The organism is Aerococcaceae bacterium zg-252 (genome assembly GCA_016237705.1).
In the GTDB taxonomy this organism is placed as follows: Bacteria; Bacillota; Bacilli; order Lactobacillales; family Aerococcaceae; genus Globicatella; species Globicatella yangjingiae.
Genome location: CP066204.1, coordinates 2,005,328 through 2,030,100, shown reverse-complemented (window position 1 = coordinate 2,030,100; position 24,773 = coordinate 2,005,328). Strand labels below are relative to the sequence as shown.

Genomic DNA, 24,773 nt, shown 5'->3' with positions numbered 1-24,773 from the left:
TTTGCTATTTCGATAGGTGGTAAAAATGAGAAAAACGAAAATATTAGATGATTGGAACTTTGGAAGATTAAGTAAATTTCAATATAATGCTGGACAAAATTCTATTCAATTAGAAACTGTAAAAATTCCGCATACTTGGTATCGTGAAGGTGCAGAAGATAATTCTGGGTATGGATACTATTCTAAATGTTTATCAGACAATGAATTGCTAACAGGCTTTCATTACGTACGATTTCAAGCAGTTAGTTTAATTGCAACTGTATATTTCAATGGGAAACAAATAGGACATCATGAAGGAGGATATTCAGCTTTTACTGTTTCTTTACCCACTGAATTATTACGTGATGAAAATATATTAGAAGTTTTTGTATCTAATATTGTATCGGATGAAATTTCTCCTTCTGCTGGTGATTTTACAATCTTCGGGGGTATCCATAGAGAGGTAGAGCTCATCAGTTTTGACAGTGAACAGCACTTTGATGTGACCTATTTCGGTACAGATGGAGTCATTGCTAGAACCATGTTAAACGCTAATTTCACTACAGGTCATCTGACAATTGAACCGCAAATAAAAGGGAATATGAATAATAATTCATTCTTTGAAGCTAATTTATTTGATACTGAACAGAATCGTGTTGTTTCGTGGCAGTTTGACAAAAACTTAGATGCAATTGTTTCAAACCCAATGTTATGGCAGGGAAAAGAAAATCCCTATCTCTATACACTAGAGGTATTATACCGAGATAAGACACAGATATTTGATCGGGTTCATCGAGAAATAGGTTTTCGTCATATCCAAATGTCTGAAAATACTGGGTTCTATCTTAATGGGCAATCAATGAAAATTAATGGTATAGCAAGACATAATGATAGTGCGAATGTTTATTCTGCACTTACTCAGGAGGAATTAGAAAAAGATTGGGAATTAATTGAAGAAATAGGTGCTAATGCGCTACGTTTGTCTCACTATCAGCATTCTAAAGAATTATATGAGGAAGCAGATCGGCGTGGTTATGTAGTCTGGGCAGAGATTCCATTATTAAAAATTTCTTTTACAGAAACTGCTAAAGCGAATATAAAATCACAAATGGCTGAGTTGCTTTTGCAAAATTGTCATAATCCAAGTATTTGTTTTTGGGGTGTACAAAATGAGGTGGCGATTTATACAGAGGATATCTTGGCTGCTCCTTTTATTGAGGAAGTAAAACAGTATGCAGAATCAATTGATGCTACACGAATTTATACCGTTGCAAATCTTTTTACTGTGAAACCAGAAAGTCCACTTAATCAGACAACAAAAATGGTTGGTTATAATATCTATTTTGGATGGTATTACGGAAAAATGGAAGATTATGGCAATTTCCTGGATGATTGTCATGAAAAATCACCTGAAATAGCTTTGGGTGTGTCTGAGTACGGTGTAGATGCAAATATTGCGTTCCATAGTTCAGAACCTAAAGTGAGAGATTATTCTGAGGAATTTCAAGCGTTATTCCATGAGACGGTTTATCCACAAATACAAAGCAGAGACTTTCTTTGGGGTAGTTTTATCTGGAATATGTTTGATTTTTCTAGCAGTCATCGTGATGAAGGAGGCATTAAGCATCGTAATTTGAAGGGCTTAGTAACTTATGATCGCAAATTAAAAAAAGATGCTTTTTACTATTATAAAGCTCAGTGGTCATCTATTCCGTTTGTTCATCTTGCTGAAAAAAATTATGCTAGTCGAATAGAAGATGTATTAAGTCTCAAAGCATATTCTAATCAGTCTACTGTGGAATTTATTATTGGAGATAATCATTACTTAATCAATTCAGATAATGGAGTCTTTAAATTGGAAGTTCCATTTACTGATTTGCAAATTGAAGTTTCGGTTCGATGCAAAATGCTAGAAGACAGAGCGGTTTTTTATAGGGTCAAAAAATTGCCGACCACATATATCTATCGAGATGCTAATCCAGGTGTCAATGTCCAGAATTGGTTTGAAAACGAAGAGGAAAAGGCTAGACTTTTTCCTGAAGATGCGTATTCTATTATGGATTCAATATCGATTTTACTGGACAATGAAGCTACAATATCCGTTTTAGCAAAATATATGCCGGAACATTTACTTGATATGCAAAAACGTGGTGGCAACTTGCCACTTCATAGAATCATCTATTATTTAAAAGGTTCTTATACAGAAGATGATGTTCAAGTTATTAACAGTGCATTAAATGAGATTAAAAAGTATTGACAAGTGATTTTAATTAGAATAAATGGTTTACATAGTAGAGAAGTATTTTTTTAACATAAATGCCTCTCTGCTGTTTTTGTGCATATGGAAAGACTACCTGCCTAAAAGTCATTAGATATCTTTTGCGGGAGTAAGGTTTTACTAAAAACAAGTGTAATTCCCAGCTTTATCAGTATCTGTGGGGATTAAAATAATAGAAATAAGCATCCGACATCAGATGATTTCAGGAAAAATCTTAAACGTTTGACAAATCATCTGATGAATTTTATAATCAATAATATAAACCACTTTTGAAAAGGAGGTGCTATTTGAAAATTGTTACTTCGGAGAAATCGGAGTTCGATTAACACCATCTCACCATTAAAAGATGATTCAGACGTAGTCCTTTGATTGTTCATTCGGTGGTTCTGATTTAAATATTTTGTAAACTTTAGGACAACTGGGTTATTCTATTTTGCTCGTTTCAGCGATTCTAGATAATGATTTAGATATAATGATGGAATCATTCTTGTTTGTACAGCAAAATGAATAAGAAAATGTGGTGAAAGTGGGTGAATGGCTAAGGATTTATTATTACCAAAAAGATTCTCGCCACGTTTGAGTCACGTACTCTATGACCGAAAGTATTCGACATTTTATGAATATAAGTTGGAAGACTATGGTATTGATGTGATTTGTGAAGAGGTGGACAGGCTTCATATTAGTGGGATGATGGTGGTGATTAATCCAGAAATGTACAATATTGCAAAGGAAAAAGATATTCTGATTTCTTTTGATTTGAATTAGCGCGAAAATTTTTAACAATTCTTTCAACAAGTTCATGATGCTTTATCCAAGCTGGGTGCATTAGCAGATGTCTGTATGGGATTAAAGGCGTTCTCGTTAGTGGCAAAGTCGAGAGGACTAAGACCGTATATATATTTTGTGGTGTTGTTGAGCGTGTTATGTGAAACAGCATAGCATAATAATTTACAGACAATTGTTTTTACTGAGAGAAAAATTGGTGCGACTGATGAATATCGATAAAAAACTTATCTCTATGGCGGAAACAACTATCTTTTGTACCAGATGAATCTAGAATCAATTAAAGTGTAGAATCGGAAGACGCTTATAATATTGGTGTCATATATGTATTGTTAGAAGAGAAAAACTTGCAGGAATTCTTAGGTATTGCGATAGCCTGCTTTAAATTTAAACACATCATTGAAGGTGATATTAATATCATCGTAAAATAGGATATGGAACAATTAATGAATAAAGGAAAAATGGATATAAAACGATAGTGCGAGCAAGGGGCTCTGATTCGAACGTTCTACGTGTACGTCAAGTCAACCCGAGCGAGCCGAAAGCAATTACTAGGAGGAAGATTATGTTATACCCAATTCAAACAAAAACACGCTCTGTATATTCTTTAAATGGTATTTGGAGTTTTTATCAAGGGGAAAATGATGTCGAGTCTGTTTTAGATACGGATGAAGTGATGGTTGTACCGAGTTCGTTTAACGACCTCGTTGTTGACAATGATAAACGCCTTTTCATTGGTGATAACTGGTATGAAACAACGGTTTCTTTACCACAAATCAGTTCAGAGGAAGAATTAGTTGTGCGCTTTGGGTCTGTTACGCATCAAGCAAAAGTATACGCAGATGGGCAATTAATCGGTGAGCATAAAGGAGGCTTTACACCGTTTGAATGTTTAGTGCCAGAAACACTGTACCAAGCTGAAAGTTTCCGTTTAACAGTTTGTGCAAATAACGAATTAAATTATTCAACCTTACCAGTTGGAAATTATTTTGAAGAAGTACAAGCAGATGGCTCAGTGAAAAAAGTGGTTAAGGAAAACTTTGATTTCTTCAACTATGCCGGTATCCAGCGCAATGTCCATCTCTATAAACGTCCTAAAACACACATTAAAGATATCGTTATTGTCAGTGAATTATCCGATGATTTATCAAAAGCGCACGTTTCAGTGAGCGTTGAAGTGGTAGGTGATGGATTAGATACACGAATTACCATTTTTAATCAAGATGGAGAAACACTAGGTACACTCGATGCCGGTCAAATGACGATTGATTCGCCTCGTTTATGGGAAGTGTTAGATGCGTATCTATATACAGCGAAAGTGGAACTGCTTAAAGATGATAAAGTTATCGATATCTATATTGAAACATTCGGTATTCGCAAAGTAGCTGTAGAAAATGGACAATTTTTAATTAACAATAAGCCTGTTTACTTTAAAGGCTTTGGTAAACACGAAGATACATTTATCAATGGGCGTGGATTTAATGAAGCAGCAAACTTGATGGACTTGAATCTGTTGAAAGAAATCGGTGCAAACTCCTTCCGTACATCACACTATCCATACTCGGAAGAAATGATGCGTTTGGCTGATCGCTTAGGCGTAGTGGTTATTGATGAGGTGCCAGCAGTAGGACTCTTTCAGTTATTTACTGCAGCACTCAATATAACAATGCAAGAAGGAGAAGTTAAAAATACCTGGGAAGTTATGGAAACAAAAGATGCACACGAGTTAGTCATTGATGAATTGATTCAACGTGATAAAAACCATCCATCAGTGGTGATGTGGGTGGTTGCTAATGAACCTGCTGGACATGAAAAAGGTGCTCGTGCATACTTTGAACCACTGATTCAACGCATGCGTGACCGCGATCCTCAAAAACGACCAGTCACTTTAGTTAATATTATGCATGCAACACCTGATAAAGATGAAGTTATGGATCTAGTTGACGTTATCAGTCTGAACCGTTATTATGGATGGTATGTATCTCATGGTGAATTAGATGCGGCAGAAAAAGAATTGCGTAAGGAATTAGAGACATGGCAATCATTGTATCCAGAAAAACCGATTTTAATCACTGAATATGGTGCGGACACGTTACCAGGCTATCACTCTATGTGGGATATTCCATATACAGAAGAGTATCAAGTTGATTATTATGATATGAATCATAAAGTGTTTGATAGTATTTCAAACCTTGTCGGTGAACAAGTATGGAATTTTGCAGATTTTGAAACAAATGTTGCGCTAATTCGTGTTAAAGGTAATCATAAAGGACTATTTTCACGTAGCCGGGAACCAAAACAGATTGTTAGAGAAATCAAGAAGCGCTGGACAGAGATACCACATTATAATTATAAAACAAAATAATCGAAGCGAGTAGAATCGGAGGTTACTATGGCAAAACCACGTGTTGAGCAAGCTGCGGAGCGTCTTTGGCAATATATTATTGATAATAATATGGAAGTTGGCGAAAAACTACCTAATGAATACGATTTGGCTGAGGTTTTGGAAGTAGGACGTTCAACAGTTCGGGAAGCAGTAAGAATTTTAGCAGGTAGAAATATTTTAGAAGTCCGTCAAGGTTCAGGTACGTATATTAGTAGTAAGAAGGGGATTGCAGAAGATCCGCTCGGCTTTACATTAGTAAAAGATCGCCTTAAATTAACTACTGATTTATTTGAATTACGTTATCTATTGGAGCCGCGTATTGCTGAGAGAGCTGCGCAATTTGCGACAGATGAAGATATTGAAAAATTAGAAGAAGTTGTGATTGCAATTGAAAAATCATTTGAGTTAAATGATGGCAAACACCAAGAACTTGATGTGAAATTTCATACGATGCTTGCTGAGATGAGTGGCAATATTGCTATGACCAGCTTAGCGCCAATCATTAATGACTCGATTCGTCTGATTAATGAAGATTATGCGAGTCATCGGATGACTGAGTCGAGTTTGAAGGCACATCGAAATATTCTTTATGCAGTACAAAACCGTCATCCAATTGCAGCTTATGATAGTATGTTGGGGCATGTGCTTGAAGTTAGACAGACAGTTATTGCAGACTGGTCGAATAAACACATTCCAACGCATGGATTACGAAAATAATAATTAAAAACAGGGCGAAACAGTCCTGTTTTTTCAGTGCAATACCATTGACAATTCATCAGATGAATTGTATAATAAAATAAAATGATGACGCTTACTGATGGAGGATGGATATGTTAGAACAGTTACAAAAAAATTATTTCTTTGCAGTCATTCGCGGAAAAGATGAGCAAGATGCGATAGAAATCGCTCGTCACGCGATTAAAGGTGGTATTCGAAATATTGAGATTACATTTTCAACACCGAATGCGACGAAGGTGATAGCGCAGTTGTCAGAAGAATTTGCAGATGATTCATCAGTTGTTATCGGCGCTGGAACCGTGATGAATACAGAATTGGCTGAACAAGCGATAGCAGCGGGGGCGAAATTTTTGGTGAGTCCGCATTTTTCACAAGATATACAAATAGTGGCTAAAGTGCACGAAAATTTGTACTTCCCTGGGTGTGCAACGGCAACGGAAATCGTGACGGCTAGTGAGGCAGGGTGTCCTGTTATTAAACTGTTTCCAGGAGGAGTTTTGGGACCAGGATTTATAAAAGATATTCATGGTCCAATCCCAGAAGTGAATTTGATGCCGTCAGGTGGCGTATCGTTAGACAATGTTGCAGCATGGAAAAAGGCAGGAGCATGCGCAGTGGGTATCGGTTCAGCTTTAGCAAGTAAAGTAGCGACTGATGGATATAATAGTGTCACTGAAATAGCTGAAGCATTTGTCAAAGCAGCAGGAGATGAACCAAATGTTTAATGATAAAAACTTTATGCTCAATAATGAGCCGGCAAAGAAATTGTATGAGCAGATTAAAGAAGAACCAATCTTTGATTATCATTGCCATTTAAACCCTCAAGAGATTTTTGAAGATGAGGTATATGATAACATTGTAGATTTGTGGTTAGGCGGCGACCATTATAAATGGCGTTTGATGCGTGCCAATGGTATAGCTGAAAATGAAATAACTGGTTCCGCATCAAAGTTGGATAAGTTTAAGGCATTTGCTCGAACACTTGAGAAATCTTACGGTAATCCCGTTTATCATTGGTCTGCGATGGAGTTGAAAAATGTTTTTGGTATAGAGGAACCGTTAACGGCAGCAAATGCTGAAGAATTATACCACCAACTTAATGCATATTTAGTGGAGTACCAAATTAGTCCGCGTAAATTAATTAAGGCGAGTAAAGTTGCATTTATCGGCACAACAGATTCTCCATTGGATAGTCTTGAATGGCATGAAAAGTTAGCGGCAGATAACAGCTTTGAAACGGTGGTGGCACCGACGTTTAGACCAGATGAAGCCTTTATTGAACATGTTAATTTCAAAAACTTTATGACCCGTTTATCAGCAGTGACTGGCAAAAAAGTGACTGATTTTACTGATTTTATGTCTGCGCTTGAACAACGTATTGCCTATTTTGCTAAACATGGGTGTAAGGCGTCAGATATTAGTTTTACAGAAATTGTGTTTGAACAAGTGGATAAAGCATTATTGGATGAATTGTTAAATAAAGTAATTGAAGGATATGAGCCGAATCAACAAGAAATAAATCAATGGCAAACAGCTGTATTTGCTGAACTATGTCGATTATATAAACAATATGGTTTTGTGACACAAGTGCATTTTGGTGCGTTGCGGAACAATCACTCGATATTATATCAACAACTTGGAGCGGATATTGGTATTGATTCAATGGGTGACCAAACTCGCTTAGCCATCAATATGAACCGACTTTTAGATAATCTGGTGCAAAAAGATAGCTTACCTAAAATGGTTTGGTACAATCTCAATCCGGCTTATAATATTGTAGTTGCGAATACATTGCAAAACTTCCAAGCGAATGATGCAGGTATCGCCGGCTATCTACAATTTGGTGCAGGCTGGTGGTTTGCTGATACCAAACTCGGTATGATTAGTCAGATGAACGCACTGGCAGAGCAAGGTATTTTAGCGAACTTTATTGGGATGCTAACGGATTCGCGTAGTTTTTTGTCTTATCAACGACACGATTATTTCCGTAGAATCTTAGCGAATTATCTCGGTCAATGGATGGTTGATGGTGAAGTTCCAGAAGATTATGATGCACTTGGTGCAGTAGCTAAAGCTATCTCGTATGGTAATGCCGTCCGCTATTTTAATTAAATAAAAAAATAAGAAAGTATGGTATTAAATTTATGAAAATGTCATTTCGCTGGTACGGGAAAAAGGATCCCGTCAGTTTAGAAGAAATTAAAGCTATTCCTGGTATGCAAGGAATTGTTACGGCTGTTTACGATGTTCCGGTGGGGCAAGCATGGCCGTTAGAAAATATACTTGAGTTGAAAAAGATGGTTGAATCAGCAGGATTAGAAATCACTGTTATTGAGTCAATTCCTGTTCACGAGGACATCAAACAAGGTAAACCTAATCGTGATGAGTTGATTGAAAATTATAAAACATCCATTACCAATGTGGGTAAAGCAGGAATTCCGGTTGTTTGTTATAATTTTATGCCGGTATTTGATTGGACGCGTTCAGACTTAAATCGTTCATTACCTGATGGAACAACCTCGCTGGCATTTCTTAAGTCGGATTTAGAAGGGGTTGATCCTGTTGCGGATGATTTGAACTTGCCAGGATGGGATTCATCTTATTCAAAAGAGGAAATGAAAGCAATTATCGAAAATTATCGTGAAAATATTTCAGAAGAAGATTTATGGGAGAACTTAGAATATTTCATTAAAGCAATTATGCCGACAGCTGAGGCAGCTGGAGTGAAGATGGCGATTCATCCTGATGATCCGCCATATGGAATCTTTGGATTACCACGTATTATTACTGGTCAAGAAGCGGTTGAACGTTTCTTAAATATTTATGATTCTGAATATAATGGAATTACAATGTGTGTGGGTTCATATGCATCTGACCCTAAAAATGATGTGCTGGCGCTTACTGAATATGCGCTGAAACGTCATCGGATTAATTTCATGCATACCCGTAATGTGACGGTGGGTGATTGGGGCTTCCAAGAGACTGCACATTTATCTGAAGCAGGAGATATTGATATGAATGCTGTCATTAAATTGTTGGTTGAGTATGATTGGCAAGGTAGCTTACGCCCAGATCATGGACGCCGTATTTGGGGGGACCAAACAAAAACACCAGGTTATGGGCTGTATGACCGTGCGCTTGGGGCAACATATTTTAATGGTCTTTATGAAGCAAATATGCGAGCAGCAGGAAAAGAACCAAATTTTGGCACAAAAGAAAAAACGGTAGGTAACGAATAGTAATAGTGAGGGCGAGGTTGATCTTTCTTGAGCCACTGGAGGAAGCTGACGACGTGCGGATAACGCACAGAAGAAGTTTTTAAAGTGGACGCCGAGTCAGCCTGAGCACACCAGAATACGGAGGTTTAACATGTCAAAAACAATAGAATTTAAAGATAAAGTAGTCGTAATTACAGGCGCAGGAGGGGTACTCTGTGGTTTTTTCGCCAAAGAATTTGCTAAAGCGGGCGCAAAAGTAGCTTTGTTAGATTTAAACGAAGAAGCAGCGCAACAGTTTGCTGATGAGATTGTAGCAGCAGGCTGTATTGCTAAAGCATATAAAGCAAATGTGCTTGAGAAAGATAATTTAGAAGAAGTACGTCAAGCAGTATTGGCAGACCTTGGTCCTACAGATATCTTGGTCAATGGAGCGGGAGGAAATAATCCTAAAGCGACAACAGATAATGAGTTCCATGAAACTAATCTTCCTGAAGAGACCAAAACATTCTTTGACTTGGATAAATCAGGTATCGAGTTTGTGTTCAATCTTAACTATTTAGGCACATTATTACCAACACAAGTCTTTGCTAAAGACATGATTGGTCGTACTGGTGCGAATATTATTAATATTTCATCAATGAATGCTTATACACCATTGACGAAAATTCCAGCTTATTCTGGAGCAAAAGCAGCAATTTCTAACTTTACCCAATGGTTAGCAGTTCATTTTTCACAAGTAGGTATTCGTTGTAATGCGATTGCACCTGGTTTCTTAGTGAGTAATCAAAACCGTGCGTTGTTGTTCAATGAAGATGGTAGTCCATCAGCTCGTGCGGAGAAAATTTTACGCAATACACCGATGGGACGTTTTGGTGAAGCAGAAGAATTGGTAGGTGGACTATTCTTCCTTGCGGATGAAAATTTAGCAAGTTTCGTTAATGGAGTGGTGTTACCAATTGATGGTGGCTTCTCAGCTTATTCAGGTGTTTAATCGTCGCTATTAACAAAAACAGTTAAGGTTGGTGAGTCATTGCCAGCCTTTTTTGTATTGGCGAATGGCAGAAAGATAAATTATGAGAAAACATTACATCAGATGAATTATGGATATAATATAGATTGACAAATGTAAATCGCTTTTATATAATTAAATCATCAGATGATTTTAGGGAGGAGACTCCGATGCTAAATAATGAATTTGTATTCTGTGTGGACTCAGATGGGTGTGCAATGGACACGATGACCTATAAGCACGAGTTGTTTTTTGGTCCGATTGCAGCAGATGTTTTTGAAATAACAGATAAAGAGATTTTCCTTACGGAGTGGAATCGTGTGAATTTATACTCTAAAACTCGTGGTGTTAACCGTTTTGTCGCGTTAGTGATGTGCCTTGATTTTGCAGGAATTCAGGGAATTGATAACCTTAAGCAATGGGTTGAGACGACAACTTCTTTGTCAAATGTTTCATTAGAAAAAGCTTTGGCAGAACATCCGGCTGATGATTTACAAAAAGCGTTGGATTGGTCCAACGAAGTGAATCGCCAGATTAAAGGTTATACAGGGGATAGCCTAGCGTTTTCAGGTGTATTAGAAGGATTAAAAACCCTACATGAATTGGGAAGAGTCTATGTCGTTAGTTCAGCCAATCGGGAAGCTGTCGAAGAAGAGTGGGTAGAACAAGGATTGTACAATCACATTGATGAAATGTATTGTCAAGATAAAGGTAAGAAAGAAGATGTAATCGCAGAACTGATTCATAACGGATATGCGCCAGAGCGCATTATGATGGTAGGTGATTCACCGGGAGATTTCGATGCTGCAAAACAAAATGGGACGGCATTTTATCCAATTTTAGTGAATCGAGAAGTAGAGTCTTGGACAGATTTACGTGAAACAGTCGCTGAGAAATTTGTAAATGAAACTTTTACTAAAACCAATCAAGAAATATTAGTAACGGCATTTTGGAATAATTTAGAATTGTGAGGGAATGAGATGGCACATTTAGTTGATTTAAGAAAAACACCCTATAACTTGGATGACAAAGCGATTGCATGGGTTGAAGAGACAATTGCAAATATGACTTTAGATGAAAAAATTGGACAGTTATTTGTTAATATGGGCAGTCAACGTACGGAAGAATACTTAACGGGTGTATTGAATGATTACAAAATTGGTGCGGTTCGCTATGCTCCGGGACCTGCTGCTGATGTGTGGGAACAGAACTATATTTTACAGACTAAGTCTAAGATTCCATTGATTATTGCAGCAAACACTGAATCAGGTGGTAATGGTGCTGTGACCGATGGAACGAAAATTGGCGATGAAGTTAAAATTGCAGCAACCAATAATCCTAAGTATGCCTATGAATTAGGTCGTTTAGCTGGAATTGAAGCATCTGCAGTAGGATGTAATGCGTCATTTGCACCGATTATGGACCTTAGTCGTAATTGGCGCAACCCAATTATTGCCAACCGTACTTGGGGAGCTGACGTTGAGCAAGTCTTAAATCTATCTAAGGAATATATGCGTGGTATCATGGAGCATGGCATCGTGCCATTTGCGAAACATTTTCCAGGTGATGGGATTGACGAACGCGACCATCATCTTTCTTACGCATCAAATCCAATGAATAAGGAAGAATGGATGGAAAGTTTTGGCCGTATATATGGTGAAATGGCGAAGGCGGGTCTACCAGGGATTATGGCTGGTCATATTCATTTACCTAATGTTGAAAAAGAAATGCATCCTGAACGTGAACTGGATGATATGCTACCAGCTTCATTAAACAAAACACTATTGGATGAGTTATTACGTGGCGAGCTAGGTTATAATGGAGCGATTGTAACGGACGCTTCCCATATGGTGGCAATGACCGCTTCATTACCACGGCGTGAATTATTACCGACAGCCATCGAAGCAGGATGTGACCTCTTCTTATTCTTCAATGATCCAGATGAAGACTTGAATTGGATGAAAGAAGGGTATGAAAAAGGCTTACTATCTGATGAACGTCTGCATGACGCATTGCGTCGGACACTCGGTTTAAAAGCTAAACTTGGACTTCACCAATTCGAAGGTCGTCGCGAAGAAATAATGTTACCAAAAGAAGAAGCACTGAAATTAATTGGCACAGAAGAAGCAAAAGTAGTTGCAGCTGAAGTTGCAGATACAGCCATTACATTGGTTAAAGCAAAACAAGAAGGCATCTTCCCGGTGACACCAGAACGCTACAAACGTATCTTATTAGTAGAAGTAGAAGGCTATAAGGGTGGATTTGGTGCGATGATTAATTCAGGTAAGAAACGCGCGGCTGATACCTTAAAAGAGTTATTAGAACAAGCAGGACATGAAGTATCAATTTGGGAGAACACAGAGGAGCGCATTAAAAAACTGCCGGAGGAAGAACGTCCTCGTGCAATTCAAAATGTTTATGCTTCCAAGCGTCCAATCGCTCAAATTACTGATAGTTACGATTTAATTATCAACCTAGTCGATGTTAACTCTGGTGGGACAACGCAACGAATTATTTGGCCAGCGGCAAAAGGGACTCCAGACCAACCGTTTTATGTTCATGAAGTGCCAACCATCGTTGTATCCGTAAACCATCCATTTGCATTAGCGGATATGCCACAAGTAGGGACGTATATTAATGCCTATGATGGTATGCCGAGTACGATGGCTGCATTAGTAGAAAAATTAGCTGGGCGCTCAGAATTTACAGGTGTATCACCAGTTGATGCTTACTGTGGCTTGATTGATACACATATTTGGCGTAAGTAATCGTTTCGTAAAAGGATACTATTTTTTAAGACTAGACAGTTGATAAAGCTGTTTAGTTTTATTTTTTTATGGTGGGTATGTTAGTCTGTTTAAATTTTATGCAATACGTTGGAATTAGTTGAATTGAATGCTCATTGTCAAAATCCAGATTTATTAATCGGTTGACGTTGATTATTATTAACCAACATTCGTGTAAGCAATAGTAAATAAATCGAGTGCAGGGAAGATAATGAGAAAATGATTATTAGGATAATTGGTGAATATCTTGAAATAACGCTTTCGTTGAAGTATACTAAAGACAAATATTTCTCTTTTAGAAAGTTATTTTCCAAATAAGAAAGGTTAGTAATATATGAGTAAAGAAAAAACATTATCACGATTAATGCAAGCAGGTGTCATCGCTGTTTTACGAGCTGAAAATGAAATATTAGCAAATAAAATGGTGCATGCGATTATAAAAGGCGGGGTAGAGGCCATTGAATTGACGTTCTCCACGCCAAATGTTGATCAAGTACTACGTCAATTGAAGATAGAATTACCAGATACTCTATTAGGTGTTGGGACTGTTTTAGATGCAATTTCAGCACGCATTGCAATTTTGGCAGGGGCAGATTTTATTGTCAGTCCTGCGTTTGATGTTGAGACTGCTAAATTATGTAATTTATACCGTATCCCGTATTTACCAGGCTGTGTTTCAATGACAGAAATGACGATTGCATTACAATATGGTGTAGATATTATCAAGGTATTCCCAGGCAGTTTGGTAGGACCGGATTATATTAAAGCAGTGAAAGCGCCATTACCGCAAGTAAATGTGATGCCGACAGGTGGTGTTAATTTAGAAAACATGGATAAATGGCTAAAAGCAGGAGCCGTGGCGGTAGGTGTTGGCGGCGCATTAAGCAAAGTTGAAGGCGACGATTTTGATGGTCTAACTGCTTTAGCTAAACAATATATGGATAGATTAAAAGAAATTAGAGGTGAATAATTTGACCAAAGTCTTATCACTGGGAGAGAGTTTGTTACGGTTATCCACAACAAGTAGTGAACGTTTACGTTTTTTGAACCGTCTTGATGTGACATTTGGCGGCGCTGAAGCCAATGTTGCTGTCAATTTAAGCCAACTAGATCATGATGTTCGCTATGCAACCGTCATTCCTAATAATGAATTAGCAGAAAATATTTATTTGCAAATGCGTAGTTTTGGTGTTGATACTTCACAAATTAAACAAACTGAGACAGGTCGTTTAGGAAGTTATTTTGTGGAAGTAGGGTCAGATTTACGTGCGAGCTCAGTATTGTATGACCGTGCATTTTCTGCTATTGCGATATTAGATGAACCAATATGGGATATGGAGGCATTGTTTAAGGGTGTCACACATTTTCATACGACAGGGATTACTCTAGGATTAAGCAAGTTTTGGCATGAGTATTTAGTTAAATTAATACAGTATGCACATAAAAAAGGCATTATAGTAAGTTTTGACATGAATTATCGTCAGAAATTATGGACGCAAGCTGAGGCTAAAGCTGTCTTTCAAAAAGTGTTGCCGTATGTGGATATATTATCTGCCAATCGCTTAGATGCAAACTATTTTATGGACATTGATATTGAAACACATAGTCATCCAGAAGCATTTTTGGCACAAATAGCGCAAAAGTATCCAAATGTTAAGGTGATTTATGGCACTAATCGGATATCGATTACGCCCAATCAATATGATTTAACGGGCTTTTATTATGATGCAAAACAACTGGAATTGACGCATTCCAAACAATATAAAATTCAATTTGCTAATGATCGTATAGGTGCGGGAGATGCTTACGCAGCTGCCATACTGGATGGCATTATTAAAGGTCGTCCGGCCCAAGTGTTAGTAGATTTTGCTGTTGGAGCTTCTGTATTAAAACATACTGTTTTTGGAGATGTCAACCGTTTTTCTGAGCAACAAATTGAACAATTTATCCGTTCAAGCGGCGGGAATATTGTTCGGTAATATATTAATAAAAGAGGAGAGATTTTTTATGACAACTTATGAGACACGTTATTCACATTCACCAGAGGATATTCGTCATTATTCAACGGAAGCATTACGTCGTGAATTTTTAGTAGAGGAAATTTTTGTCCCCGGAGAAGTGAAATTAACTTACACGCATGATGACCGACAAATTTTTGGAGGGGTAACACCGACAAATGAACCTTTAGAAATTATTTTATCTGCTGAATTAGGTGTTTCTTACTTCCTAGAACGTCGTGAATTAGGTGTGATTAATATCGGCGGTGATGGTTATATTACTATTGACGGTCAAAAAGAATCGATGAAGAAGCAAGATGGATATTATATTGGTAAAGAAACAAAAAATGTTGTATTTGAGTCTGCTGATGTAAAAAAACCGGCTAAGTTTTATGTGGTTTCTGTACCAGCGCATCATAAACATCCAAATGTAAAAATCTCAATTGATGATATTACACCACGTGAAACAGGAGAAGATATCACATTAAATAAACGTAAAATATTCCAATACATTCACCCAAATATTTGTGAAAGTTGTCAATTACAAATGGGATATACAATTTTACAAGAAGGAAGTTCATGGAATACAATGCCTTGTCATACTCATGAACGTCGTATGGAGACATATTTATACTTTGATATGGCGGAAGATACTCGTGTATTCCATTTTATGGGTAAACCAGACGAAACCAAGCATTTAGTAATGTCTTCTGAGCAAGCAGCAATAAGTCCAAGTTGGTCAATTCATTCAGGGGTTGCGACAAGTAATTATAGTTTTATTTGGGCTATGTGTGGTGAAAATATCACCTATGATGATATGGACTTTGTTGATATGAAGGATTTGAAATAGTTACTATAAAATATAGTGTTAGGGTGGGGTTCTGCTTCGAACCACTGGGAAAAATCTAATCGTGTGTGAAATACACAGAGGGATTTTGTGAAGTGGAGGTGAGGCAGCCCAAACGAACCAGAATAAAACATGGTGTGAGTGCGGGTGATTTGCCTCGGACCACTGGAGCGAAATCCAGACGTGTGTGAAACACACAGAGGGATTTTGCGAAGTGGAGGTGAGGCAGCCCAAACGAACCAGAATAAGGAGAGGAAAAATATGTCAGAATTAAATCAATATTCTAGAAACTTTTTTGATTTAGACGGTAAAGTAATTATCGTAACAGGAGGCAACACTGGACTAGGACAAGCGTATGCTGTTGCATTTGCGGAGTCAGGAGCCGATTTATTCATTACAACTTATGATAAAGATTGGGAGACTACTCGTGAATTAATTGAGGCAAAAGGGCGTAAAGTACACTTTTTCCAAATTGATTTAACCGCTGAAGGTGCTGCAGATGCTGTGGTTAAAGAATGTTTAGATGTATATGGAAAAATTGATGTATTAGTAAATAACGCAGGGACTATCCGTCGTGCACCATTATTAGAATATAAAGATGAAGATTGGCGTGCCGTAATGGATATTAACTTGAATGCATCTTACTATTTAAGCCATGCAGTAGCAAAAGTAATGGCTGAACAAAAATCAGGTAAAATTATTAATGTGGCTTCTATGTTAGCGTTCCAAGGAGGAAAATTTGTTCCACCGTATACAGCAAGTAAACATGCAGTAGCAGGAATTACAAAAGCTTTTGCGAATGAATTAGGTGCATTAAATATTCAAGTAAATGCTATTGCACCAGGTTATATTAAGACAGCTAATACAGCTCCAATTCGTGAGAATGTAGTACGTAATAAAGAAATCTTAGACCGTATTCCAGCAGGGCATTGGGCAGAACCGCATGAATTAATGGGAGCTATTGTATTCTTAGCAAGTCGTGCGTCAGATTACGTGAATGGTCACATTTTAGCTGTTGATGGCGGTTGGTTAGTTCGTTAGTAGGATGCTGTAAAGAAAGATTACAAATAGTGACTTATTCTAGCTATTTCGAATGAGTGAAAAGAGAGGCTGAAAAAGTGGACAGCCTCTCTTTAATTATAATTTGAGGAGGATGTAAAATGTTTCCATTAAATTTAGGTATTAGAGCACATGATATGAGAGATGGGGAATTTGAAACAGTAGTAAAAATGATGCGAGGATACGGATTAAAACATGCGCAATTAGCTCCATTTAAACAGTTTGGAACTGAATTAAAAAATCATAATTCGTTGTCACCGGGCTTTGCAAATCATATACGACATCAATTAGAACGTAATGAAGTAGATATTTCTGTATTGGGTTGTTATATCAATATAGTTCACTTGGACGATGAAATTAAGGAAGAAGAATTATCTAAGTATTTTACTGCATTAAGATTAGCAAAAAATTTTGGTGCTACATTGGTTGGAACAGAAACTGGCTCAGTGGGTAATGGTTATACATTAGAAAATTATAAAGAGGAATCGTTTGAACGTATGTTGGCATCGGTTAAACGCATGGTCAATGAAGCTGAAAAATGGGGAATAACTGTTGGTATTGAGCCTGGAGTCAATCATCCCTTGCATAATATTGAAAAAACAGAAAAATTGTTAAAGAGTATCCCATCGCAACATTTACAACTTATTTTAGATCCGGTAAATCTGCTGACAACTAAGACACATCAAAATCAAGTTTTAATAACTAATGAAGCTATTGAAAAGTTAGGAAATCGTGTAGCGGTATTTCATTTAAAAGATTATGTCATTGAAGATGATAAAGTGAAATTTGTCCCATTAGGACAAGGTATTATGGACATTAAACCAATTTTGGCTTATGCGAAATATCAACGTCCGCTGATTCAAATTAGTATGGAAGAAACAAAAGAAGTTAACTTGGTCGAGAGTTTGAAATATATCCAATCTGAGTATGAAAAAGTTTAATTGAGTAAAAATAGCAAGAAACTGAGGTGGATAGATATGAGAAAAATATTTATAGCAGGAGATTCGACAGCATCTATAAAGGAAAAACAAGCTTATCCTGAGACTGGATGGGGAGAGGCCTTTCGCTTTATGTTATCGAATAGAATTGAATTGAGAGATTATGCTGTCAATGGGCGGAGTACTAAATCGTTTATTACAGACGGTTTATTCGACAAAATTGATAAAGAAATTGAAGCGGGCGATTATTTATTGATTCAATTTGGTCATAATGACGGTAAAATAGATGACGAAATGAGATATACCGATCCAACAAGTGAATACCCTGAAAATTTAGTGAAGTACATTAATATGGCTAGAAAGCATAACGCAACGCCGATTCTATTAACATCAATATCAAGAAGAATGTTTGAAAATGGGACTTTAGTAGAAAATAATATTGGTCCCTATCCAAATGTTATGAGGAAAGTAGCTCAAGATGAAGATGTTCTATTATTGGATATCAATCGTTTTTCAGAAGCTTTATTAAAAAAAATAGGTGACCAAGAGTCAAAAAAATTACATTTGCATATTAAAGCGGGTGAACATCCAAATTATCCAGAGGGAATTGAAGATAATACGCATTTTTCGCCATTAGGAGCGTGGACTTACGCATATGAAATTGCAAAACTATTAAAACAAACAGAATTAGGTAAGGATATATATCTACCTTATTAATAACGAAGGAAGTGGCAAGTGCTGGTAGGTTTACGAAAAAGGTTTTCAATTTAAACAATTTCATTTAAAGAGATGGTAACCGTCATTATTCCAATTGTAGTGAATCAGTTTTTTGGTGGCATTCAATTTTATTAATATATATATGATTAGTGATGCAGGAGCAGATGCTATAAGTGCGGTAAATATAATTGGAACTTTAAATGTTTTTTTTCACAAATTTTCGCGGCATTAAGTTTCGCGGCAACCGTTATGATAGCTCGGTCTTTAGAACAGCAAAATTTTACATCGATGCGCCGCATTTTTGTAAATGTAATAGTAATGGCAATAACAATTGGTTTCGTTTTATTGGTACTTTTATCACTATTTAGAGGAAATATAGTGTCAATTATGGCAAATTCAGCAGGAGAAAAAGTTTATTATTATGCGGAGATATTTTTTATCGGTACAATACTGAGCTGTCCCTTTCAAGCGATTATTGATGCAATAAATGGTAGTTTACGTGGAATTGCTCAAGCGAAGATGACGTTAAAGATATCATTATTAATTAATGCGATGTACGTCGTCGGTAATATTATTTTCATTCGGATATTGAATTTTGCTGTAATAGGACTTTGTTTTTCTTTAATGCTTTCAAGAATTTTGGGGTTAATAATGACGTTTTTTATTTCCAGAAAATTTAGTCAATTTTTTAGACTTTCAAGAACTCAATTACACATGTTATCATTAGTTGACTGGAAAACGATTTTATTAGCATTTGTCTCGTTTGCCCTAGAAGGTTTATTTTTAATGGGGGCAAAATTATTATTCAATTAATGATTGTTGAGTTTGAGGCTCAAGTAATCGCTGCAAATGCGATTATTGGAATTGTCTTACATTATTCCTATTGAGCTTTCGTCTGCTACTGTACCTTTTATTGGACGTTTAGTAGGTCAAGATGATTGGTATAATATTAGAAAAATAAAACATTATTATTTATAGGACTTTGTTCCGCTATTATTTTGTTATCAGATTTATGTATTTCACCATTTTTTCGCAAAATAGTGTGGCTGTTTAATTTGTCAGAAAGTGCCATTGACAATGCTCATGAAATATATTTATGGGCGATATTATTCCATTGTATTTTTTGGGGATGAGTTTCATTGTCTCGAATGCATTACGTGTGATAGGAAAAGGCTCATTTACTACAATGATTTCACTGAGCTCGATGTGGTTATATCGAATCGGAATGGGATATTTAGTGGGTGTATATTTCGGAATGGGATTAAAGGGTATTTATCTAATGATAATGAGTGAATGGGGTGTGCGCGGTTTAATTTTCACCCATGAATTAATAAAAATAACCAAAAAATATGGTGGAAGTGTTTAACTTGTACTCATGCCTGGCAATATTTCAGAATGGTCGTAAAGATAACCGAAGTGAGCGAGAGTAAAGAGGAGACAAGATTTATGCAGAGATTAGCATTGGTAATGAAAGTTTATGAAGATAAATATGAAGAATATAAACGACGTCATGATTTAATTTGGCCAGAGTTAGTGGATGAATTAAAAAAACATGGAGTACATAACTATTCAATATTTTTACACGAATCAACAGGACAGTTATTTGCCTATCTTGAAGTTGAAGATATAAAAATATATGCTCAGATAAGTAAGACAGATGCATGTAAAAAGTGGTGGGCTTTTATGAAAGACATTATGGAGACTAACGAAGATAATAGTCCGCAGACACAGTCATTGCGAGAAGTATTTTATTTATAATGAGAAGGAGCATAGATAATGCAGAGAGATCATAATATTGTTGAACATTTAGTTGAAAAAAAGATTGTATTAGAAAAAATTCAATTAATGATGGATAATTTAACTACAATAAAGGATTCGGGGGAATTTTTACTACATTTTGATGAAGTAGTGGTTGATGATAAAAGCTGGAATGTATGGAATTGGCCTCAAGGTGTGGGGTTGTTCGGTATTTTTAAATACTATCAACTGACAAATGATAAAAAAGCGTTAACAATTGTTACCGATTGGTTTGAAAAACAATTTGAAATTGGAGCACCCCCCAAAAATATAAATACAATGGCGCCTTTATTAGTAATGGCCTATTTATATGAGGAAACGAGAGATTCTCGATATTTACCATATTTGGAATTGTGGGCAGATTGGGCAATGAATAAGTTGCCTAGAACGAAAGAAGGAGGATTTGAACACTTAACATATGGTCCGGAAAATGTAGAACAGATGTGGGATGACACATTAATGATGACAGTCTTGCCATTAGCTAAAATTGGTATGCTATTTAATAATCAAGCATATATTGAAGAAGCTAAACGACAATTTATGATTCATGCTAAGTATTTACAAGATCGCAAGACAGGTTTATGGTTCCATGGATGGACGTTTGAGGGAAATCATAATTTCGCAGAAGCGTTATGGGCACGAGGAAATTGCTGGATTACAATTGCAATACCAGAAATTATTGATATTTTAGAATTGAGTCCTAATGACGGTTTACGCCTATTTTTATTAGAAACTCTAAATCGACAAGTAGAAACATTAATGGAGTGTCAACATGAGTCAGGATTGTGGACGACTTTATTAGACGATCCAAATAGTTATTTAGAGAGTTCAGCTACTGCCGGTTTTACTTATGGTATCCTTAAATCGATAAGAAAAGGTTACGTTTCTGAACAATACCTAGATAAAGCTGAAAAAGCAGTACAAGCGCTAATTAGTCAGATTGATGAAAAAGGTGAAGTACAAAATGTATCTGTAGGAACAGGAATGGGACCTGACTTAGACTTTTATCGAAATATAGCAAAAACTGCAATGCCCTACGGTCAATCACTGTCAGTTTTAGCTTTAACAGAATATCTATATACGTTTGTGTAATATTTGAGAGTGAGTAAATAATCAACAGGATTACAATAGAGCTACAATTATTAAGATTGCAATCTTTGCAATCTTTTTTTGAATTACAGTAAAAAAATATAAATAATTTTAGAATTTTATCAGCACAGAAAAAATTCAGCATAGAAAACCGCAATTATTGATAGCTTTTAAGCAATAAATAGTATACAAATGGTTACTAGAAAGTGCTATCATAATATCTGTTAATGAAATCGCTTTAAGTCAATTGATAGTTATTATGTAACAAAGTTAATGTTTGTTTGGTAATACATATAAGGTACAGAAGGAGAACATTATGAAAAACAAATATATATTGAGTGTCTTGTTATTATTTACACTTTTTTTAAGTGGGTGCGGACAAGCGGATGCTTCAGGTAAAAAAGTATTACGTTTTGCTTATGCAAGTAATAGTCAACCAGTTATCGAGTCTATGAAAGAGTTTGGTAGACTGGTAGAGGAAAAAACAAATGGTGAGGTTAGTGTTGCTTATTTTCCAGATGCTCAATTAGGCGGGGAAGTTGAGTTAATAGAATTAACACAAACGGGGGCTATTGATTTTACTAAAGTTAGTGCCTCAGCTTTAGAAGGATTTTCCAAAGATTATTCAATCTTTGGGATTCCATATTTATTTGATAATGAGGAGCATTATTTTAAAGTGATGGAAAACGAAGAAATAATGAATCCGATATATGCTTCTACTAAAAATTTAGGTTTTCAAGGACTCACATATTATGATTCAGGACAAAGAAGTTTTTACATGAAGAATGGTCCTGTAACATCATTAGATGATATTAAAGGGAAAAAAATTCGAGTGATGCAAAGTGAAACTGCCATTAAGATGATTGAGTTATTAGGTGGCTCGGCGGTACCAATGGGGAGTAATGAGGTTTTTACTTCATTGCAAGCAGGTTTAATTGATGGAGCTGAAAATAATGAGTTTGTATTATTTACAGCTGGACACGGAGCAGTCGCTAAATATTATTCATATGATGAACATACCCGTATTCCTGATATTGTTGTGATGAGTAATTCTGTTAAAGAGCAATTGACTGAAGAACAGTTTCAAGCGGTAATAGAAGCAGCTTATGAGTCAACTCAATTTGAAAAAGCCATTTTTAAGGAAGCGGTAGAAGCAGAGAAAAAAGCGGCAACAGAAAAATATAATATTGAATATAATGAAGCTGATAGTAAAGAATTTCAAGAAGCAGTTCAACCATTACACAATAAATTCAAAAATAATGAAAAATACAGTGGATTATATCAAAAGATTCGAGAATTAGCAAAATAGGAGGATATTATGGAACAATTCAGAAATTTACTAGATAAGATTTTAGAAGTGCTATGCTCTGTTATCTTAACTGTGATGGTATTAATCGTATTATTTCAAATATTTACACGTGTAGTATTAAATAATCCGAATACTGTGACAGAAGAAATTGTACGTTTTAGTCTGGTGTGGTTATCAATGCTTTCAGCTGCTTATGTTGTTGGAAAGAGAAGCCATTTAGCAGTAACGTTACTCAGCGATAAGTTGAATTTACAAAATAGAAAAATCTTGGATTTAATAGTTCAAATACTATTTCTAGTATTCTCATTACTTATAATGGTTTATGGGGGGTTAAAATCTGTATCTGTTACATTAGTACAGTACTCTCCTTCCCTAGGGTTGCCGATGGGGTACGTTTATTTAGCTGTTCCAGTAGCTGGATGTTTAATTTTCTTATACACTTTGATAAATTTATCTGATGTACTTAAGGGGGCAAAGTAAATGGCATTACAGGCAGGTATTATATTATTTGCAATCTTTGCAATTTTATTGGTTTTAGGAATGCCAATAGCAATAGGGATAGCGGCATCTTCAATAGCTGCTCTATTATTAGTAGTTCCATTTGATATTTCATTATTTGCATCAGCACAAAAGATGGTAGCTAGTTTAAATAGCTTTTCGTTGGTTGCTATACCTTTCTTTGTACTATCTGGAATTATAATGAATAATGGAGGAATAGCAGATAAATTGGTGAAATTTGCAATGCTATTTGTTGGACGTATTCCAGGGGGATTAGCACATACGAATGTACTTGGAAATGCCTTATTTGGATCAATGTCTAGTTCAGCAATCGCTGCTTCAACAGCTATTGGAGGAGTATTGGTACCACAACAAGTAGCCGCTGGATACGATCGTAAATTTGCTACTGCTGTGAATATTGCTTCAGCACCAACTGGTATGGTAATACCACCTAGTTCAGCATTTATTATGTATTCATTAGTTGCTTCTGGTGCATCCATTTCATCATTATTTTTAGGTGGGTATCTTGTAGGAGCGTTATGGGCAGTTTCAATAATGATTGTTGCTTATATCTATGCTAAGAAAAATAATTACGCAGTGACAGCAAAAATTAACCGTGGAGAAGCATGGACAATTATTAAAGAAGCACTGCCTAGCGTGATGTTAATTGTTATCATTATTGGGGGGATATTAACAGGGATCTTTACTGCTATAGAAGCATCTGCCATTGCGGTAGCTTATTCTTTACTAATTTCAATGTTTTATTATAAGACAGTAAAATTAAATGACTTACCTAAAATGTTAAGGGAAGCGGTATTAACAACTGGTACAATAGCATTTTTGTTAGCAACATCTTCAATGATGTCATTCGCCATGGCGTTTACTGGCATTCCTCAAGCAATCAGTGCTTTTATTTTAGGTCTAACGACAAATAAATTTTTAATTTTATTACTTGTAAATTTGGTGTTACTACTAGTGGGTATGTTTATGGATGTTGGTCCAGCTATCATGATTTTCACACCTATCTTTTTACCAGTGGTAAGAAGTGTTGGCGTCGATCCTGTTCACTTTGGTTTGTTCGCGATTATGAATTTATGTGCAGGATCAATCACACCTCCAGTTGGAACTGGACTATATGTTGGTTCGAGCGTTGGCTCAGTGAAACCAGAGCAAATGTTAAAACCACTGGTGCCATTTTTTGTTGCAATCTTAACAGTATTGCTATTGATAACATATTTCCCAAGCATTGTCATGTGGTTACCAAATTTGGCAGGGTAGTAGTATAATATATTTAGGAGGGTGGGGCTATATCGTTAATGTAGTCTCACTTTTTTTGTAGAGGATA

The 24,773-nt window shown here is 36.2% G+C and carries 22 protein-coding genes and 1 pseudogene; all 23 read left to right on the top strand.

Translation table 11 applies throughout. The features are described from left to right. Positions 1–25: 25 nt before the first annotated feature. The 23 genes and pseudogenes from JDW14_09515 to JDW14_09405 all read left to right on the top strand — a co-directional run bounded on the left by JDW14_09515 (position 26) and on the right by JDW14_09405 (position 24,706). Positions 26–2,236, top strand: a complete 2,211-nt coding sequence (locus JDW14_09515) for a hypothetical protein (GenBank protein ID QQD65494.1) — start codon at positions 26–28, stop codon at positions 2,234–2,236. A 301-nt stretch (positions 2,237–2,537) separates the two neighbouring features. Further along, positions 2,538–3,471, top strand: a pseudogene (locus JDW14_09510) (sugar kinase). 134 nt (positions 3,472–3,605) lie between these two features. Further along, a complete protein-coding gene (gene uidA / locus JDW14_09505) occupies positions 3,606–5,405 on the top strand; it encodes a beta-glucuronidase (GenBank protein QQD65493.1) in 1,800 nt (599 codons plus the stop codon). A 27-nt stretch (positions 5,406–5,432) separates the two neighbouring features. After that, the gene (locus tag JDW14_09500; GenBank protein QQD65492.1) at positions 5,433–6,143 is read left to right on the top strand and encodes a FadR family transcriptional regulator; all 711 of its coding nucleotides are present in this window, start codon (positions 5,433–5,435) and stop codon (positions 6,141–6,143) included. Positions 6,144–6,256: 113 nt separating this feature from the next. Then, complete coding sequence (gene eda / locus JDW14_09495; GenBank protein ID QQD65491.1) at positions 6,257–6,889, top strand: bifunctional 4-hydroxy-2-oxoglutarate aldolase/2-dehydro-3-deoxy-phosphogluconate aldolase; 633 nt, start codon at positions 6,257–6,259, stop codon at positions 6,887–6,889. Continuing rightward, positions 6,882–8,276, top strand: a complete 1,395-nt coding sequence (gene uxaC / locus JDW14_09490) for a glucuronate isomerase (protein ID QQD65490.1) — start codon at positions 6,882–6,884, stop codon at positions 8,274–8,276. The genes eda and uxaC overlap by 8 nt, the downstream gene beginning before the upstream one ends. A gap of 32 nt (positions 8,277–8,308) precedes the next feature. Beyond that, positions 8,309–9,403, top strand: a complete 1,095-nt coding sequence (locus tag JDW14_09485) for a mannonate dehydratase (GenBank protein QQD65489.1) — start codon at positions 8,309–8,311, stop codon at positions 9,401–9,403. Positions 9,404–9,533: 130 nt separating this feature from the next. After that, positions 9,534–10,373, top strand: a complete 840-nt coding sequence (locus tag JDW14_09480) for an SDR family oxidoreductase (protein ID QQD65488.1) — start codon at positions 9,534–9,536, stop codon at positions 10,371–10,373. A gap of 188 nt (positions 10,374–10,561) precedes the next feature. Then, positions 10,562–11,362, top strand: a complete 801-nt coding sequence (locus JDW14_09475; protein QQD65487.1) for an HAD family hydrolase — start codon at positions 10,562–10,564, stop codon at positions 11,360–11,362. Between the two features lie 9 nt (positions 11,363–11,371). Continuing rightward, on the top strand, positions 11,372–13,159 hold the full coding sequence (locus JDW14_09470; GenBank protein QQD65486.1) for a beta-hexosaminidase: 1,788 nt from the start codon (positions 11,372–11,374) through the stop codon (positions 13,157–13,159). A gap of 352 nt (positions 13,160–13,511) precedes the next feature. Beyond that, positions 13,512–14,147, top strand: a complete 636-nt coding sequence (locus tag JDW14_09465) for a bifunctional 2-keto-4-hydroxyglutarate aldolase/2-keto-3-deoxy-6-phosphogluconate aldolase (protein QQD65485.1) — start codon at positions 13,512–13,514, stop codon at positions 14,145–14,147. Between the two features lie 31 nt (positions 14,148–14,178). Then, the gene (locus JDW14_09460; GenBank protein ID QQD65484.1) at positions 14,179–15,156 is read left to right on the top strand and encodes a sugar kinase; all 978 of its coding nucleotides are present in this window, start codon (positions 14,179–14,181) and stop codon (positions 15,154–15,156) included. 28 nt (positions 15,157–15,184) lie between these two features. Further along, the gene (gene kduI / locus JDW14_09455; GenBank protein ID QQD65483.1) at positions 15,185–16,024 is read left to right on the top strand and encodes a 5-dehydro-4-deoxy-D-glucuronate isomerase; all 840 of its coding nucleotides are present in this window, start codon (positions 15,185–15,187) and stop codon (positions 16,022–16,024) included. A gap of 258 nt (positions 16,025–16,282) precedes the next feature. After that, complete coding sequence (gene kduD / locus JDW14_09450) at positions 16,283–17,062, top strand: 2-dehydro-3-deoxy-D-gluconate 5-dehydrogenase KduD (protein QQD65482.1); 780 nt, start codon at positions 16,283–16,285, stop codon at positions 17,060–17,062. A gap of 119 nt (positions 17,063–17,181) precedes the next feature. After that, positions 17,182–18,021, top strand: a complete 840-nt coding sequence (locus JDW14_09445) for a sugar phosphate isomerase/epimerase (protein ID QQD65481.1) — start codon at positions 17,182–17,184, stop codon at positions 18,019–18,021. Between the two features lie 36 nt (positions 18,022–18,057). Further along, positions 18,058–18,735 carry a rhamnogalacturonan acetylesterase gene (locus tag JDW14_09440; protein ID QQD65480.1) on the top strand — a complete coding sequence of 226 codons (678 nt, stop codon included), beginning with the start codon at positions 18,058–18,060 and terminating at the stop codon, positions 18,733–18,735. Positions 18,736–18,951: 216 nt separating this feature from the next. Further along, positions 18,952–19,548, top strand: coding sequence for a hypothetical protein (locus tag JDW14_09435; GenBank protein QQD66546.1), 597 nt, complete (start codon positions 18,952–18,954; stop codon positions 19,546–19,548). 283 nt (positions 19,549–19,831) lie between these two features. Further along, on the top strand, positions 19,832–20,101 hold the full coding sequence (locus JDW14_09430) for a hypothetical protein (GenBank protein QQD65479.1): 270 nt from the start codon (positions 19,832–19,834) through the stop codon (positions 20,099–20,101). A gap of 80 nt (positions 20,102–20,181) precedes the next feature. Continuing rightward, on the top strand, positions 20,182–20,493 hold the full coding sequence (gene rhaM / locus JDW14_09425) for an L-rhamnose mutarotase (GenBank protein QQD65478.1): 312 nt from the start codon (positions 20,182–20,184) through the stop codon (positions 20,491–20,493). An 18-nt stretch (positions 20,494–20,511) separates the two neighbouring features. Next, positions 20,512–21,624, top strand: coding sequence for a glycoside hydrolase family 88 protein (locus tag JDW14_09420; GenBank protein ID QQD65477.1), 1,113 nt, complete (start codon positions 20,512–20,514; stop codon positions 21,622–21,624). A gap of 313 nt (positions 21,625–21,937) precedes the next feature. Beyond that, positions 21,938–22,930, top strand: a complete 993-nt coding sequence (locus tag JDW14_09415; protein QQD65476.1) for a TRAP transporter substrate-binding protein — start codon at positions 21,938–21,940, stop codon at positions 22,928–22,930. A gap of 9 nt (positions 22,931–22,939) precedes the next feature. Further along, positions 22,940–23,410: a TRAP transporter small permease gene (locus tag JDW14_09410; GenBank protein QQD65475.1), complete on the top strand. Its 471-nt coding sequence runs from the start codon at positions 22,940–22,942 to the stop codon at positions 23,408–23,410. Continuing rightward, the gene (locus JDW14_09405; protein QQD65474.1) at positions 23,411–24,706 is read left to right on the top strand and encodes a TRAP transporter large permease; all 1,296 of its coding nucleotides are present in this window, start codon (positions 23,411–23,413) and stop codon (positions 24,704–24,706) included. It begins immediately after the preceding gene. Positions 24,707–24,773 lie beyond the last annotated feature (67 nt).